The sequence below is a fragment of the Hyphomonas sp. genome (genome assembly GCF_018402285.1).
Taxonomy (GTDB): Bacteria; Pseudomonadota; Alphaproteobacteria; order Caulobacterales; family Hyphomonadaceae; genus Hyphomonas.
In genome coordinates this window covers 284,827-300,009 of sequence record NZ_JAGYJH010000002.1, presented here as the reverse complement: position 1 = coordinate 300,009, position 15,183 = coordinate 284,827, and the positions used below count along the sequence as shown (strand labels likewise).

Sequence of the window (15,183 nt, the reverse complement as noted above, 5' to 3'; positions counted from 1 at the left end):
CTGTCAAAGGGGGAGCAACACCGGGCCGCCGCAATTCTTCATTAAATGGCCGTAATGTGAGCAAGCGCTCGCCGAAGTCGGCGCCTTAGATTGCAACAGCACGGAAGGAGGGCTATCTCGATGACGCGAACAATGTTTGAACACACACAGGGCAGCCGCCCCATGGCTGGGGACGGGCTGAAACTGGCGGACAAGGACCGGGATATGACGACACTGGCACTCGTTGACGACGACGAAAACATCGTGGCTTCGCTGAAGATGTTCTTCGAAGCCGAAGGGTATCAGGTGCGCGCCTATCATGATGGCGAGTCGGCCCTGCCGGCGCTGACTGACTCCCCGCCTGACATTGCCATTCTCGACATCAAGATGCCGAAGATGGACGGGATGGAACTGCTGCGCCGCCTGCGCCAGACTTCCGAGCTGCCTGTGATCTTCCTGACCTCCAAGGATGAAGAGATCGACGAGGTGATCGGTTTCAATATCGGCGCCGACGATTTCGTGCGCAAGCCCTGCTCCAACCGTCTGCTGGCCGAACGTGTTAAGGCCGTTCTGCGGCGCGCGCGGGGGGCCTCTTCGGTGCCCGAAGAAGGCGACGTTAAGGCCATCGTGCGCGGCAAGCTGGTGCTCGACCCCAACCGTCATGCCTGCACCTGGGACGGCAAGCCGGTGCGCCTGACGGTGACCGAGTTCCTGATCCTGCAGGCTCTGGCCGCGCGGCCGGGATATGTAAAAAGCCGCGACCAGCTGATGGACGCGGCCTATGACGACCAGATCTATGTGGACGACCGCACCATCGACAGCCACATCAAGCGCCTTCGCAAGAAGTTCCGCGAAGTGACCGACGAGTTCGATGCGATCGAAACACTCTATGGCGTCGGCTACCGCTACACTGAATAGGCCGTCTACGGAGATTTATATCGGCGGCGCGGCGGACGAGCGTTCACGCCTTGTGCTGGGCTATGCGCAGGCGCGCCGCCGGTTGATGGCGCCTTCCGGGCGTGGGGTGCAGTATTTTCCGCACTACAGGACGGCTGCGGCGCTGGAACTGGCGCAGCGCATGCTGGGCCGGGGGCACACCCTGGCGATGATCGGGCACAGCTGGGGCGCGGACGCGGCCTTGCGGGTGGCGCAGCGGCTGGAAGGGGAGGTGTTGCTGATCGGGGTGGACCCGGTGGCCAAGCCTGCCCTGCCCCTCTCTTTCCTGCAGGGGCGACCAGCGGCGGCGCGGTTTGTGTTGCATGTGGACGCGGTGGCCGAGGCGCCGGACCGGTCTGACCGGGTGAAGGCGTTCGGCTATCTGGCTGGCGGGGGCGTGCATCGCGCCTGGCGGGAGGCGGACGAGACCATCGCAACGCGCCTCAACCACTGGAATTTCGAAGGGATGATGGCGGCCCGGGGCGCGGGCGGGCGATCGGCCGAAGACTGGCTGGCGCAGGGCCTGCCGGCCTAGCCGGTGAAGCGCGAGAAATGCCAGGCCCAGTTGGGCAGCAAAAAGGTGAGCGCCAGGAAGCCGAAGCCGATCAGGGCGCAGAGCGGGGAATAGAGGCGCCGGTTGAGGCTGAGATAGGGCTGTTCGGGGGCGGCGCGCTCGAAGGCGGGCAGGACGCCGACAACGCCGCGCAGCAGGAATACCGCCGCAAGGAAGAGGCCGACGGGCGCAAGCGCCAGCTTCATCGCCGGCAGGGAGGATGCAGAATGACCCATGATGGCGGCCGCCGCCGCGGCGGCGAAGAGCAGAATGCCCAGGAGCGCCACAGACGCCCGGGAGGGCAGCTGCGTGATGCCGCGCCGCCCGACAACCGAGCGGACCAGCGACTGCTGATTCGGGAATGGAAATGAGCCCCCGGCCGCCCATATCAGATGGAGCACGCCAAGGCAGCCAAGTGCAATCGCCAGAAGGGTACCTAGCAGCGGAGCCACGGTTGTCCTCGTCAGCCGAACCGGAATGACTTAATACTACATGCAGGTAGCGCTTGCCGCCAGTGCTGCGATTGAATAGCCAGATTGGCAGCACGGCCCAGCCAGGAAAGAAACGAATGTCTGATCCAGAAAACACACTCATCCTTGAAACCTCCAAGGGCACGGTCATCATCGACTTGCGCCCGGATCTTGCGCCCGGACATGTGGCGCGGATCAAGGAACTCGCCCGTGAGGGGTTTTATGACGGTATCGTCTTCCACCGTGTGATCGCCGGCTTCATGGCGCAAGTGGGCTGCCCCAAAGGCAATGGCACCGGCGGATCGAAGAAGCCGGACCTGAAAGCCGAGTTCAATGCCGAGCCGCACGTGCGCGGTACCTGCTCGATGGCGCGTGCATCTGCGCCGCATTCGGCCAACAGCCAGTTCTTCATCTGCTTTGAAGACGCCCGCTTTCTGGACCGCCAGTACACGGTGTGGGGCAAGGTCAGCGACGGGATGGACATCATCGACCTGCTGGCCAAGGGCGAGCCGCCGCGCACCCCCGACCGTATCGTCAAGATGCGCGTGGCCTCCGACGCCTGATGACAGGCGGGGGCGCGCAGGCTTGACGCGATGGCGGAGAAAAATCCCCCTCGCCGGAAGAACCATAGGCGCGGCCCCACCCTCCTCGGCTCGCGCATTGCGCGGCTCATCTTTGCCTCGAACCTGGCGGGGCTCGCCATCCTCATCGTGGGCGCCATGGTGCTCAACGAGATGCGGGCGGGTTTCGTCGTTTCGAAAAAGCAGGACCTGATTGCGCAGGCGCAGGTATTCTCCGGGCTGCTATCAGATGACGCGACCACGCCGGAACCCGCGCTCAACCCCGAGGCCGCCCGGCTTGCCATTGCGCGGCTGAACCTGCCCGAGCGCATCCGGGCACGGATCTATACGCCGACCGGTGAAATGGTCGCCGACAGCTACTTCCTCTCAGACATGGTGGACGTGGCCGCCCTGCCCCCGCTGCGAGAGCCAGGATGGATCGCGCGAAGCGGGCGCGACCTTTCCGAATGGGCCGGCGAAGTGTTCGGCGTGTTTTCGCCGAGGCGCAGCTCCGAAGCCCTCCGAACACAGACTTTCGAGGAAGAATTCCAGGTCGCCGCGCTGGGTGAGCAGGCGGCGAGCCAACGTTTCTCTGACCGGGGGCAGCGGGTGATTTCCGTATCGATGCCGATCCAGCGTGTATCCGCCGTGGTTGGCGTGCTGGTCGTGGAAGGCAGCGACATTGACGAGATCATCCGCGCCGAGCGGGTGGCGCTGGTGCCGTTCGTGGGCGTGGCGGTGTTGATGGCGTTCGTGACCTCGATCCTCCTGACCATCGGTATTGCCCGGCCGATGCGGCGCCTTGCGATTGCAGCCGACCGTATCCGGGCAGGATCGTCGGCGCGGATGGACATTCCGCAGCTGACGCGGCGGACCGACGAGATCGGCGACCTGGCCGTTTCCCTGCAGGGGATGACCGAGGCGCTGATCGAGCGGATCGAGGCGAACGAGCAGTTTGCCGCAGACGTGGCACATGAGCTGAAAAACCCGCTGACGTCCATCCGCTCGGCAGTCGAGACGCTGGAGCGGGTGCAGGACCCCGATGCGGCGGCGCGCCTGCGGGCGGTGATCGCCTCGGACGTGAAACGGCTGGACCGTCTGATTACGGATATCTCCAATGCTTCAAGGCTTGAGGCGGAAATGACCCGCCTGCCCAGCGAGGCGATCGATATTGCCCGGTTTGTGCGGGACGTGGTTCATACATATGAAGGCCTTTCGGACAATGCGCAGGCAGTGCATGTGGCGTTTACCGATGCAACTTTGGGGGCGCGGCTTCTGGTGCGCGGGCGCGAAGGGCCTCTGGGACAAGTGCTGCGCAACCTGATCGACAATGCGCGCTCTTTCTCTCCGCCAGGATCAAAGGTGGAGGTGCGCCTGGAACAGACCAATGACGGGCCGCGCACGATTGCCCGCATCCTGGTGGAAGATTCCGGCCCCGGAATTCCGCCGGACAAGGTCGAGACGATCTTCAACCGCTTTTATACCGACCGGCCGAAGGGGACCGCCTTTGGCAACAATTCGGGCCTTGGGCTGTCCATTGTGAAACAGATCGTCGCCACACATCGCGGCGATGTGTGGGCAGAGAACCGGCCGGCGAGCGGCGCGCGGTTTACAGTCGACCTTCCCGCGATCTGACGGGCCGCGTTCAGTTGACGCGCAGGCCGGGCCGGTATCCCAGCCGCTTTGCCAGACGCTCGATCCGCGCGCTCACGGGCTGCAAGAAATAGACCGCCGCCTGCGGGCGCCCGACGATCCAGCCAAGGGCCTGGCCGAAGTTGCGCGCGCGAAGGGCAATCGCGAAGCCTTCAAAGGCTTCGGCATTGCGCGAGGCGTTTTCATGGCGGCGCAGGGCGCCGCGTGCGGCAGCGGAAAGGCGGCCTTCATGGCGCTGGCGGAATGGCGCGTACACAGACTGCTGGTAGGAATAGACGTTATCGCCACGCGTGCGCGAGAGGGAGGCCGGGCGGATGGCGTATCGGTAAAGCGGCGCAGGATGCAGGGCGAAACGGGCGCCTGAGGCCAGAAGGTCTGCGACGAACCAGCAGTCTTCGGCCACTTTGAGCTCGGGCACGTAGGAAATCTTGTGCTGGAGCAGGAACTCCCGCCGCACGATGGGCTTGAGATAGCCCAGCAGCGGCGTTCGGATACCGGCCCGGTTCCTGTCAAACCATGTGGGCAGATCAACCGGCTCGAGGCCGCTGCGCTCACGTCCAAGGTAAGGCTGGCCATCGGCGGAGATGTCCTCGAAGGGCACAAGGCGCATGTCGTCGGCGATCAGGTCGAGCCCGGCGGCCTCGGCAGCGGATACAAGCGTTTCGAGGCGGGTGGGCTCATAAGCATCGTCAGAATCAAGGACGGCGATCCATGTGCCGGTGGCCTGCGCGTTGCCCAGATTTCGGGCGCGGGCGACGCCGCCATTCTTTTCTGCGCGGACGAGCCTTATGCGGGGGTCACCGCCCGCCGCTGCCATGGCAACGTCCGCCGTGTGATCGGGCGAGCAGTCATCCACGACAATGAGTTCCCAGTCCTGCAGGGTCTGCGCGCGTACGCTGGCGATGGCCAGGGCAATGAAGCCGGCGGCCTTGTAGGCAGGCATCACGATGGAAACCTTGGGCGCGGCCATGCAGGCTCCCTCTTCAGGCGGGCTCAAACCCTGAGCTTATGCTCATAACAGGGATAACAAAGCTTTTATGGCCGCGCGCAGATTTACCGGTTCTGGCGGTTATCGATCAGATCCTTGACCACTTCGGGCTCAGCCAGCGTCGAGGTGTCGCCCAGATTGGAGAACTCGTTTTCGGCGATCTTTCGCAGGATGCGGCGCATGATCTTGCCGGAACGGGTTTTCGGCAGGCCAGGCGCAAACTGGATGAGATCCGGCGAGGCAATCGGGCCGATTTCGTTGCGGACATGCGCGACAAGGTTTTTCCGCAGGGCGTCGTCTACCTCAACGCCCTGGCGGAGCGTGACATAGGCATAGATACCCTGTCCCTTGATGTCGTGCGGATAGCCGACTACGGCGGCCTCGGCGACGGCGTCATGACTGACGAGCGCGCTTTCGACTTCGGCGGTGCCCATCCGGTGGCCGGAAACGTTGATGACATCATCCACACGGCCGGTGATCCAGTAGAAGCCATCTTCATCGCGGCGGCAGCCGTCGCCAGTGAAATACTTGCCGGGATAAGCGGTGAAATAGGTTTCGACGAAGCGCTGGTGATCTCCGTACACGGTGCGCATCTGGCCTGGCCAGCTGTCGGTGATCAGGAGGTTGCCATCGGCAGCGCCTTCCAGTTCCTTGCCATCTGCATCGACAAGGACCGGCTTGACGCCAAAGAAGGGGTGCGAGCCTGCGCCGGGTTTCATGTCTGTCGTGTTCGGCAGGGGCACGATCAGCGTGCCGCCGGTTTCGGTCTGCCACCAGGTGTCGACGATGGGGCACCGGGCCTCGCCGACGACATGGAAATACCATTCCCAGGCCTCTGGGTTGATCGGCTCGCCCACTGTGCCGAGGAGGCGGATGGATTGGCGGGAGGTCTTGTTCACCGGGCCTTCGCCTTCGCGCATCAGGGCGCGGATGGCAGTGGGGGCGGTGTAGAAGATCGTGACCTGGTGCTTGTCGCAGACCTGCCAGAAACGGCTCGCATCCGGATAGGTCGGCACGCCCTCGAACATCACGCTGGTGGCGCCGTTCGCGAGGGGGCCATAGATGATGTAGGTGTGGCCGGTGACCCAGCCGACATCGGCCGAGCACCAGAAGATGTCGTTTTCCTTGATATCAAAGACGTACTCATGCGTCATCGAGGCCCAGAGGAGATAGCCGCCGGTGGTGTGCAGCACGCCTTTGGGCTTACCCGTGGAACCGGACGTGTACAGAATGAAAAGCGGGTCTTCGGCGTTCATCGGTTCGGGCGGGCAATCGGGCGAAACCGTGGCGCCGATTTCGTGCAGCCAGTGGTCGCGGCCTTCGGTCATGGAGACGCTGGCGCCGGTGCGCCTGACGACGAGCATTTTTCTGACGGTGCCGCCGGCGATGCCTGCGGCCTTGTCGGCGTTCGCTTTGAGGGGAACGGTCTTGCCGCCGCGCAGGCCTTCGTCTGCGGTGATCAGGACTTGCGAGCCGCAATCGACGATGCGGCCAGCGAGCGCCTCGGGCGAGAAGCCCCCGAAGACGACCGAGTGGACCGCTCCGATGCGCGCGCAGGCGAGCATGGCATAGGCGGCCTCCAGGATCATCGGCATGTAGATGGTGACACGGTCGCCCTTCCTGACGCCGAGTTCCTTCAGAACGTTGGCGAACTTGCTGACGGCGGTGTGGAGGGCGCGGTAGGTGACGGTGTGGCTGTCGCCCGGATTGTCACCCTCCCAGATGAAGGCGGCCTTGTCGCCGCGGGTTTCGAGGTGGCGGTCAATGCAGTTGGCGGTGACGTTGAGGACGCCGTCGGAATACCAGCGGACGTGAAGATCGCCGGTTTCCCAGGAGACGTCCTTCACAATGGTATAGGGCGTCATCCAGTCGAGCCGCTTGCCCTGCTCACCCCAGAAGGCGGCGGGGTCGGCGATCGAGGCGGCGTACATCTCCCGGTATTTCTCCGGGGTGAGGTTTGCCTGCTTCGCAAACGCCTCAGGAACCGGATACGTCTTTGAATGGTCGCTCATTGCCGATATTCCCTCCGCCATTTTTATGAGCCTTTCTATCAGAATGCATACTTTGTCGAGAAGGTGAAACGGCTGATCGCCCCGTCTGCGCCGCTCTCTTCCTCGCGGACGCCGTGCATTGCTTCGAGTCCGACGGTGAGTTTGGGGGCCGCATCCCAGAGTAACGCAGCGTAAGCCGACTGCACCGAATTGGTCGTTGTGGACGGTACATAGGACGGGTTGTCGAGGAAGAGACCCGAATAGCCGATATTGAAACGGGCGGTTTCGCCAAAGGGATGCCGCCAGGCGATCAGGCCGCCAAAGGCTGGAACAGCCTCCAGCTCACCAGCCGGGCTGAGGACAGCACCCCGTCCGGCGGCAAGGCCCACATAGCGGCCGACGCCTTCGCCGCCGACAACATTAAAGCGGATATCATCGCGCGCACCAACCTTCAGGAGTCCCGAGACGGACACGCCATAGCCGGCGGTTTCTTCAGTGATGCCAGCCTGATCGATGCGCAGCTGCCGCGCGAGACCGGCCAGCGAAACGTTCCCGTACTTGCCCTTCCAGTTGTAGCGGACCACGGCATCGGGCAGCGTGTTGGCATCCTGATTGCCGGATGTGATCGTCGGGGTGTTGGCGTTTTCGATGGCGAACTGCCAGTTGCCAAGGGTGTAACGGATCTGCGGCTGGCGCACGAAGATCATGCCATCCGACAGGATCAGGAAGCTGGCGCTTTCCGGGATGGCAGAGGCGTTCTGGAAGGTCGACCATTCCTGCCCGGCCAGCCAGTTGCCATAGGTGAGGAAGGCACGGCGCATGCGAGGCGCATAGGAGTTCGTTACAAGCTCGTTGCCCTGCGCCGAGCCGAGGAAATCCATTTCAAGATAGCCTGTGACGCTGCCCTCGCCCGCAGGCTGGGACGCGCTGATGAAGAAACGCGTGGATTCGGCAGTGAAGTCAGTGAAGGCGGTGCCCTCGCCGCCAATGGGGGTCGCGCCGGGAATATGGAAATCGCGCGCGATACTGTTGGAGGCGAGCGCGCCGCCATCAAGATGGGTGACATGGACATCGAGGTCGATAATCCCACCGATTTTCACGGTTGCATCCCCCACGCGGAAGCCATCGGTTTTCGGCGCCACCTCAGGAGGCGCAGGCGCAGTGGCGAGATGAGTTTCTATACGGACAATATCGGCGTCGCCTTTGGCGCGTTCTGAAGCAAGCTCCATCTTGAGTTCGGCAACGATTGCCTCGAGCGCAGCTATACGTTCCTCCAGCGGAGCCTGCGCGGCCGCAGTACTCGTCAACGCCATGGCGGCTACTGAAAACAGGAGTAGTTTTTTCAGGGAAATCATGGCGTTCCTCCGGATATTCTTTGTTATTTCCGGCAAGTATCGGCTCCAGAATACAGGCGCGCTATTAGCAATAGGTGCTAAGACCAAAGTTCTACGACCAAGGTAGAGGCTGGGACTCGACTTGCGCCCTGGCTTGCGTCAGGTTCGCCTGGTGCCGCGCAATTAGAAGAACTTAAAGCCAATAGCGCTCACTGGGAGGACAGGATGAAAGAGGGGCCGAAGGTCCTCATCGTGGACGATCATCCCTTGTTCAGGGACGCGCTGGCGGTTGCGCTGCGCGGCGCCTACCCTTCCGCTGATCCGATATTTGCCGGCTCCCTTGCCGAAGCCCTGAGCCGACTGGATTGTGAACCGTGCGACCTGGTGCTGCTAGATCTCAATCTGGGAGATACACATGATTTCGAGGGGCTGACCCGCCTCAAGACGCGTGGGCCTGGCCTGCCGATTGTGGTGGTTTCAGCCACCGAGGCGCCTCACGCCTTCCAGACCGCGCGGGCGCTTGGCGCGTCAGGCTACCTGCCCAAGAGCCTGTCTCTGGAAGACCTTTCCGCAGCCCTTGCCACGATGCTGGATGGCGGCGAATGGTTTCCTGCGACACCTGGATTTGCCGTCACGGACATTTCCGCAGCCAAACGCATCGCGAGCCTGACCCCTGCCCAGAGGCGGGTGTTAGCGGGCCTCGCCGGCGGGCTTCTCAACAAGCAGATCGCGCATGAGATGGAGATCTCTGTCGCCACGGTGAAGGCTCACATGACAGCGATCTTCCGCAAGCTCGGTGTCCTCAACCGGACGCAGGCATTGCTGATCTATCAGGAAGCCGTTTCGGCCGCAGACCCTTCCGCAGGCTGACCCTGCAACCGGCGCGCGCTGTCGCTAAGGAAGCGCTTGAGATCTGCCGGGTTGACGGGTTTTCGCAGGAGTGTGATGCGGGCGGCGGTAGCGCGCTCGGCCAGGACTTCGTCTGACGCTGCGGTGATCAGGAGCGCGTTGCGCGGGCTCGCCATGGACACCTGTGCTTGCGTGATGAGTTCGAGCCCGGTCTGGTCTGCGCGCAGGTCAAAATCGGCAATCATCACATCAGGCGGGCAATCTGAGAGAGAAGCAATCGCCTGCGCCGGTGTCTGGCAGATCCGGATGCGGCAGCCCCAGCCCTCCAGCAGCAGGCGCATGGCATCGGTGATCGAGGTTTCATCATCAATGAAGAGGATGTCGAGACCGGCGATACTGGCCGACAGGTCCGGGAGGATATCCTCAGGACGGGCGAGCCGCGCGGGCGCGGAGGCAGCCGCCGGAACGGTGACCCAGAATACGCTGCCTTTCCCCGGCCAGCTGCGCACGCCGATGCCAACATTCATGATTGCTGCCAGACGCCGGGCCACGGCGAGGCCCAGCCCGGCGCCGCGTTGGCCGGTATTGTCCACATATGAAAACCGGCGGAACTCTTCAAACACATGAGGCAGCTGGTCCTGGGCTATTCCCGGTCCGGTATCCCAGACCTCAATCCGCACCTGATCTCCCCGGCGCCGGGCGCCGACCAGCACCGCACCGGACCGTGTGTAGCGCCGGGCATTGGAAATAAAATTCCGCAGGATGCTCTTGAGGAAATCCGGGTCGGCCTCCACCGCAAGCCGGGTGGAAGCGAGACGCATCTCGATACCGACTTCCTCCGCCATCGGAATATTTTCGTCAACGAGGTCTTCCAGAAGGGGTCCGACAGGCAGAACAAGGGGCGCGGGCTCGACCATCGCATGGTCAAGACGCGAGACGTCCAGAAGGCCCCGCAGCAGTTCATCTGCCGACTGGATGGCGCGGTCTGCCTTCTCGATGGCTTCGGGTATGCTGCGCCCGGCGCCCGCCGCGCCCAGCAACAGCCGCGCCGCGTTCAGCGGCTGGAGCAGATCGTGACTGGCCGCCGCCAGAAATCGCGTTTTGGACGCATTTGCGCCTTCTGCCGCCTGCCGTGCGACAACCAGATCTGCTGTGAGGCGTTCCAGATCCTGCGTACGCTTGCGCACGCGCTCTTCCAGTGTTTCATTCGCCTCGATCAGGGCGCGCTCGCGCAGCTTGTCAGCGGTGATGTCGGTGAAGGTGGTGACATAGCCCCCGCCCGGCATCGGCGCGCCAGTGATACGCAGCCAGCGGCCATCGGGGATCTGCCGCTCCCGTGTGTGTGGCCCGCCCGCCTTCATATGATGGATCCGGCGGCCGATTTCCTGATCGGCATTGCCACCGATCCAACCGCTGGCGATGTTGTGGGTGATCAGCTTCTCGACCGGCGTCCCAATCCGGCAGAGCTCCGGGGGATACTGGAAAAGCTCTATATAGGCGGAGTTCCACGCGACGAGTTTCTGATCGGAATCCACGACGCTGATGCCCTGGGCGATGTTTTCGAGCATCGATTGCAACATGTGCCGCTCGAAGCGCTCTGCCTGGGTGCGTGAATCCAGCATGGAGAGGACATCGGGCAGAGCAACATTCTTTCCGCCGATGGCGGAGGCCAGCACGATGCGCGCCGAAGAGGCCCCAAGCGCGCTGGCCAGTAGACGTTCCGTACGCTGAACGAGCCTCCCGTCAGCCGGCTCGTCGCCCGCTGAAACAATCCCGCTGGCGCGGGCAAACTCTTCAAATGCGTGGTCGACGGCCTCGGCGGACAGAAACCGCGCGGCCAGGGTCTTCAGGCCATTGGGCGAGGCACCGCGCACGGTGGTGGCATAGCCTTCCTCATGCTGATCGCCGTCGCTGATACCGACAAAGGCCGCCGCCTGGACCCGGTCGCGCAGCCGCTCCCGCGCCTGGAAGGAAATGACGACCATCAGCGCGATGTTGAGCCCGAGACTCCACACCGCGCCATGAGTGAGCGGGTCATCGAAGCTGAGCCCGAATAGGGCGTGCGGGTCGAGCCAACCGGGCATCTGCGCGCTTACAGCGTGCCAGCCAAGGATGGACGGCAGGAACAGGGTGTAGAGCCAGACAACCATCCCGGTGATCAGCCCGGCGAGCACGCCGCCGCGCCGCGCCCCGCGCCAGTAGACTGCCGCGATGATCGCCGGGGCAAACTGCGCCGCAGCCGCGAAGGCCAGAAGACCGATCTGCGCAAGCGCATCGCCCGGACCGGCCAGCAGGTAATAGCAATATGCCAGCAGGAGCAGCATTACGATCACGATGCGGCGGGTGGTGACGAGGCGCGCGCCGGCATTCGCGCTGAAGCCTGAGAGGTTGCCCGACCGCATCAGGGCCGGCACGATCAGGTCATTCGTGACCATGTTCGACAAGGCGATGGTCGAGACGATCACCATGCCTGTGGCCGCCGAAAAGCCACCGAGAAACACGAAGGTGGCAAGCAGGTCATTGCCCTGAGAGAGCGGCAGCTGGAGCACGAACAAATCTGCCGGATATGCTCCTGCAAACAGACCAAGGCCCGCCAGGGTAATCGGCACCACGACGATGGTGGTGATCAACAAATAGAGCGGGAAGATCCAGCGGGCGAGCGTCATCTCTCCCTCATGGCGCCGTTCGATCATGGCAACGTGGAATTCATGCGGCAGGCAGACAATTGCCGCCATGGACAGCAAGGTGATCGCAATGAAGCGGCCAGACGGCGCCTCGGCGGGGAATACGCTCGTGAGCGTTGGTGCAGCCGGAATGTCGCCCGAGCTGAGCAGGATCAGCGACAGGATGGCGACCCCGGCCAGTGCGCCGATCTTCACCAGCGCCTCGATCGCCAGGACGCGCATCAGTCCGGTGTTGGAACGTGTGGCATCAGGAAAGCGCGTGCCATAGAGAACCGAGAAGGCCGCGAGCGCCAGCGCCGTGACGAGGACGGTCTCATCTCCCGGCGCAAAGCCAGGCCCGGCCGCCCCGGCAAAGGCTTCGAAACTCATACCGATGGATTTCAGCTGGAGCGCAATATAGGGCAGCCCGCCCATGACTGCAGCCACCGCTGCAAACGCGCCGACCGACCGGCTCTTGCCATAGCGGGCGGACAAAAAATCCGAGAGGGAGGAGACGCTCTCGCGCTTGACGACTTCGCCGATACGCCGGAGTAGACCTGGCATCAGCAGGAAGACCAGCGCCGGGCCAAGATAGATCGGCAGATAGTCCCACCCGCTCGCCGCCGCCGAGCCGACCGCGCCGAAATACGTCCAGGACGTGCAATAGACGGCAAGCGCCAGCGGGAAGATGAAGCGGTTTGGCCGGAAGCCCGGCCGTTCTTCATCCCGGTCCCCCCGCGCCGCAATGGCGAAGAGACCCGCCATGTAGATGGCCGTTGCAGTGAGGATCAGCCAGGCGGGCATTTCAGATCAGGAACCTCCGTTCGGGAGCTTTGCTCAGACAAACACCTGCGTGCAAGCCGCCTTGGCAAAAACGGGAACGGGCGGCCCCGCAGATGAGGCCGCCCGCCGCCGAACAGGCGCAGGAGGAGGAGGCCTATTCGGCTGGGGCCATTCCTTTGTCAGCGATACCATGGGGTCTGCGCTGACCTGGCACGCGGATGTCCTCGACAAGGTCCTGAATGTCCTGCGGCGGAGCTTTGGTGGCGAGCGACACCAAGACACCCACAATGATCGAGACGATCATAACGACGAAGCCGATACCCTCGGGCGAGACACCCAGGAACCATTCTGAGGGACCTGCATCCTTTCCGGCGCCCAGCTTGAAGTGCCAGATGTAGATGAAGGTCGGGACGAGGCCGGTGAGCATTGAGGCGATGGCCCCTTCCCGGTTCATCCGTTTCCAGAAGATGCCGAGCAGGATCACCGGGAAGAGGGACGCCGCCGCCAGCCCGAAGGCAAAGGCCACGACCTGTGCCACGAAGGCAAGCTGGGCCGAATAGATGCCCATGAAGCCTGCCCCCATCACGGCGCCTGCTGCGGCAAGGCGCGCCACCCGCAACTCGCTCTTGTCCGACATGCCCTTGAAGAAGGTGCGCCGGCAAAGATCGTGGCTGACCGCAGAAGAGATCACCATCAGGAGACCGGCTGCTGTCGACAGCGCCGCTGCCAGCCCCCCCGCCACCATCAGGCCGACCACCCAATCGGGCAGCTGCGCGATCTCAGGGCTCGCCAGGACGGCAATATCGTTGTTTATGGTAACTTCATTTTCGAGGCCATCGGGGGCATTGGGCCCGCGCATCTGCATGATGCCGTCGCCATTCTTGTCTTCAAATCCGACAAGCCTGGTGATTTCCCAGCGGGTAAACCAGGCTGGGGACGGCGTCACGCCTTCGGCTTCAAGCGCAGCGGCCTGGGCCGCATAGTCTTCCCCGGGTGCCACATAGGTGGTGTCGTTGACCGTGTTGATGACATTGAGACGCGAGAAAGCGCCGACGGCGGGAGCAACCGTATACAGCAGGGCGATGAACACCAGCGCCCAGCCGGCCGAAAGACGTGCGTCGCTGGGGCGCGGCACCGTGAAGAAGCGGATGATGACGTGAGGCAGGCCCGCCGTGCCGAACATCAGGGCCGCGGTGATGCAGAACACATCGAACATGGTTTTGTTCGTGGTCGTGTATTCGGCAAAGCCGAGGCTGATCAGGGTGTCGCTGAGCTTCTGGATCATCGACACATCCTCGCCCTTCACATTGGAAAGGAAGCCAAGCTGAGGGATGGGATTTCCCGTGATCATCAGCGAGATGAAGATCGCCGGAACCGTATAGGCGAAGATCAGCACCACATATTGTGCGACCTGGGTGTAGGTGACGCCCTTCATGCCGCCCAGCACGGCGTAGATGAAGACGATCCCCATACCGATAAAGATACCGGTATTGAAGTCCACGCCCAGGAAGCGCGAGAAGGCGATGCCGACGCCGGACATCTGGCCGGCAATATAGGTGAAGGATACGAAGAGGGCGCAGATGACAGCCACAAGGCGGGCCGTATCGCTGTAATACCGGTCCCCCACAAAATCGGGCACCGTGAACTTGCCGAACTCGCGCAGAAACGGGGCAAGCAGAAGGGCGAGCAGCACATAACCACCCGTCCAGCCCATCAGGTAAACCGAGCCACCATACCCCAGTATGGCGATCAGGCCCGCCATCGAGAGGAAGGAGGCCGCGCTCATCCAGTCAGCGGCAGTTGCCATGCCGTTGACGACAGGGTGGACCCCGTGGCCGGCGACGTAGAAGTCATTGGTCGACCCGGCGCGCGCCCAGACAGCAATACCGATGTATATCGCAAAGGTCGAAACGACCCAGAAGATTGTCCAGTCCATGTCCGCCTCCCTCAGCCTTCGATCCGGTATTTCCGCTCGATGCGGTTCATGGCGATGCAGTAGCAGAAGATCAGCGCGACGAAGGCGTAGATCGACCCGTTCTGGGCAAACCAGAAGCCGAGCGGCGCGCCGCCAAGCTTCACGCCGTCGAGAAATTCGCGAAACAGGATGCCGGCGCCGAATGAGACCAGGAACCATATCGCCAGGAGTGCCAGCGTCAGCCGGATAACCTCCTTCCAATAGGCCTTCCCGTCGATTGCGGGCCCTTCTTCTCTGATCGTGGTTTCAGACTGGTTTTCTGACATGTTGCATTCCTCCCTGGCCATGCTGCCTCATGCGGTATTCCGCTTCTGACACGCTGCGACGGCCCGGACCCTGCGTACAGGTGGACCTTGGTCTAACACTGCCGGGGCAAGCGCGCAGGCGCTTGGCATGCCTGCACGGGCCGGGGTCCCTACCCCATCACAGAAATCGGCGGGTGTTTCACA

12 protein-coding genes are annotated in these 15,183 nt (G+C 63.1%); 5 read left to right on the top strand and 7 right to left on the bottom strand.

Annotated features, from left to right (window positions below; all coding sequences use genetic code 11):
- Positions 1–204: 204 nt before the first annotated feature.
- Complete coding sequence (locus KG722_RS02270) at positions 205–897, top strand: response regulator transcription factor (RefSeq protein ID WP_213269122.1); 693 nt, start codon at positions 205–207, stop codon at positions 895–897.
- Positions 869–1,450, top strand: a complete 582-nt coding sequence (locus tag KG722_RS02265; RefSeq protein ID WP_213269071.1) for a hypothetical protein — start codon at positions 869–871, stop codon at positions 1,448–1,450. The genes KG722_RS02270 and KG722_RS02265 overlap by 29 nt, the downstream gene beginning before the upstream one ends.
- Here the strand turns inward: KG722_RS02265 and KG722_RS02260 are convergent.
- On the bottom strand, positions 1,447–1,920 hold the full coding sequence (locus tag KG722_RS02260) for a DUF3995 domain-containing protein (protein WP_213269069.1): 474 nt from the start codon (positions 1,918–1,920) through the stop codon (positions 1,447–1,449). The two genes, KG722_RS02265 and KG722_RS02260, sit on opposite strands and share 4 nt — an antisense overlap.
- 116 nt (positions 1,921–2,036) lie before the next feature.
- On the opposite strand from KG722_RS02260, the gene KG722_RS02255 reads away from it, so the two are divergent.
- Both KG722_RS02255 and KG722_RS02250 read left to right on the top strand, forming a co-directional pair.
- Positions 2,037–2,501 (top strand): peptidylprolyl isomerase, encoded by a 465-nt coding sequence (locus KG722_RS02255; protein ID WP_213269067.1) that lies wholly within the window; start codon positions 2,037–2,039, stop codon positions 2,499–2,501.
- A 30-nt stretch (positions 2,502–2,531) separates the two neighbouring features.
- A complete protein-coding gene (locus tag KG722_RS02250; protein WP_213269065.1) occupies positions 2,532–4,133 on the top strand; it encodes a stimulus-sensing domain-containing protein in 1,602 nt (533 codons plus the stop codon).
- Between the two features lie 10 nt (positions 4,134–4,143).
- Here the strand turns inward: KG722_RS02250 and KG722_RS02245 are convergent, their stop codons facing one another.
- The 3 genes from KG722_RS02245 to KG722_RS02235 form a co-directional block, all read right to left on the bottom strand.
- Positions 4,144–5,121, bottom strand: coding sequence for a glycosyltransferase family 2 protein (locus KG722_RS02245; RefSeq protein WP_213269063.1), 978 nt, complete (start codon positions 5,119–5,121; stop codon positions 4,144–4,146).
- A gap of 83 nt (positions 5,122–5,204) precedes the next feature.
- Positions 5,205–7,151, bottom strand: a complete 1,947-nt coding sequence (acs, locus tag KG722_RS02240) for an acetate--CoA ligase (protein ID WP_213269061.1) — start codon at positions 7,149–7,151, stop codon at positions 5,205–5,207.
- 38 nt (positions 7,152–7,189) lie between these two features.
- Entirely contained in the window at positions 7,190–8,485 is a 1,296-nt protein-coding gene (locus KG722_RS02235; RefSeq protein ID WP_213269059.1) for a DcaP family trimeric outer membrane transporter, read from the bottom strand.
- Positions 8,486–8,689: 204 nt separating this feature from the next.
- Between KG722_RS02235 and KG722_RS02230 the strand changes: the two genes are divergently transcribed.
- Positions 8,690–9,334, top strand: coding sequence for a response regulator transcription factor (locus tag KG722_RS02230; RefSeq protein WP_213269057.1), 645 nt, complete (start codon positions 8,690–8,692; stop codon positions 9,332–9,334).
- On the opposite strand, the gene KG722_RS02225 is transcribed toward KG722_RS02230, so the two are convergent.
- The 3 genes from KG722_RS02225 to KG722_RS02215 all read right to left on the bottom strand — a co-directional run bounded on the left by KG722_RS02225 (position 9,295) and on the right by KG722_RS02215 (position 15,000).
- Entirely contained in the window at positions 9,295–12,780 is a 3,486-nt protein-coding gene (locus KG722_RS02225) for a PAS-domain containing protein (RefSeq protein ID WP_213269055.1), read from the bottom strand. The two genes, KG722_RS02230 and KG722_RS02225, sit on opposite strands and share 40 nt — an antisense overlap.
- A 133-nt stretch (positions 12,781–12,913) precedes the next feature.
- Positions 12,914–14,695 carry a sodium:solute symporter family protein gene (locus KG722_RS02220; RefSeq protein WP_213269053.1) on the bottom strand — a complete coding sequence of 594 codons (1,782 nt, stop codon included), beginning with the start codon at positions 14,693–14,695 and terminating at the stop codon, positions 12,914–12,916.
- A gap of 11 nt (positions 14,696–14,706) precedes the next feature.
- A complete protein-coding gene (locus tag KG722_RS02215; RefSeq protein WP_213269051.1) occupies positions 14,707–15,000 on the bottom strand; it encodes a DUF4212 domain-containing protein in 294 nt (97 codons plus the stop codon).
- Positions 15,001–15,183: the final 183 nt, after the last annotated feature.

Bases quoted from the DNA above. Each gene is read 5' to 3' on its own strand.
- KG722_RS02270 (WP_213269122.1), top strand. From the start codon at position 205: ATGACGACACTGGCACTCGTTGACGACGACGAAAACATCGTGGCTTCG.
- KG722_RS02265 (WP_213269071.1), top strand. From the start codon at position 869: ATGGCGTCGGCTACCGCTACACTGAATAGGCCGTCTACGGAGATTTAT.
- KG722_RS02255 (WP_213269067.1), top strand. From the start codon at position 2,037: ATGTCTGATCCAGAAAACACACTCATCCTTGAAACCTCCAAGGGCACG.
- KG722_RS02250 (WP_213269065.1), top strand. From the start codon at position 2,532: ATGGCGGAGAAAAATCCCCCTCGCCGGAAGAACCATAGGCGCGGCCCC.
- KG722_RS02245 (WP_213269063.1), bottom strand. From the start codon at position 5,121: ATGGCCGCGCCCAAGGTTTCCATCGTGATGCCTGCCTACAAGGCCGCC.
- acs (WP_213269061.1), bottom strand. From the start codon at position 7,151: ATGAGCGACCATTCAAAGACGTATCCGGTTCCTGAGGCGTTTGCGAAG.
- KG722_RS02235 (WP_213269059.1), bottom strand. From the start codon at position 8,485: ATGATTTCCCTGAAAAAACTACTCCTGTTTTCAGTAGCCGCCATGGCG.
- KG722_RS02230 (WP_213269057.1), top strand. From the start codon at position 8,690: ATGAAAGAGGGGCCGAAGGTCCTCATCGTGGACGATCATCCCTTGTTC.
- KG722_RS02225 (WP_213269055.1), bottom strand. From the start codon at position 12,780: ATGCCCGCCTGGCTGATCCTCACTGCAACGGCCATCTACATGGCGGGT.
- KG722_RS02220 (WP_213269053.1), bottom strand. From the start codon at position 14,695: ATGGACTGGACAATCTTCTGGGTCGTTTCGACCTTTGCGATATACATC.
- KG722_RS02215 (WP_213269051.1), bottom strand. From the start codon at position 15,000: ATGTCAGAAAACCAGTCTGAAACCACGATCAGAGAAGAAGGGCCCGCA.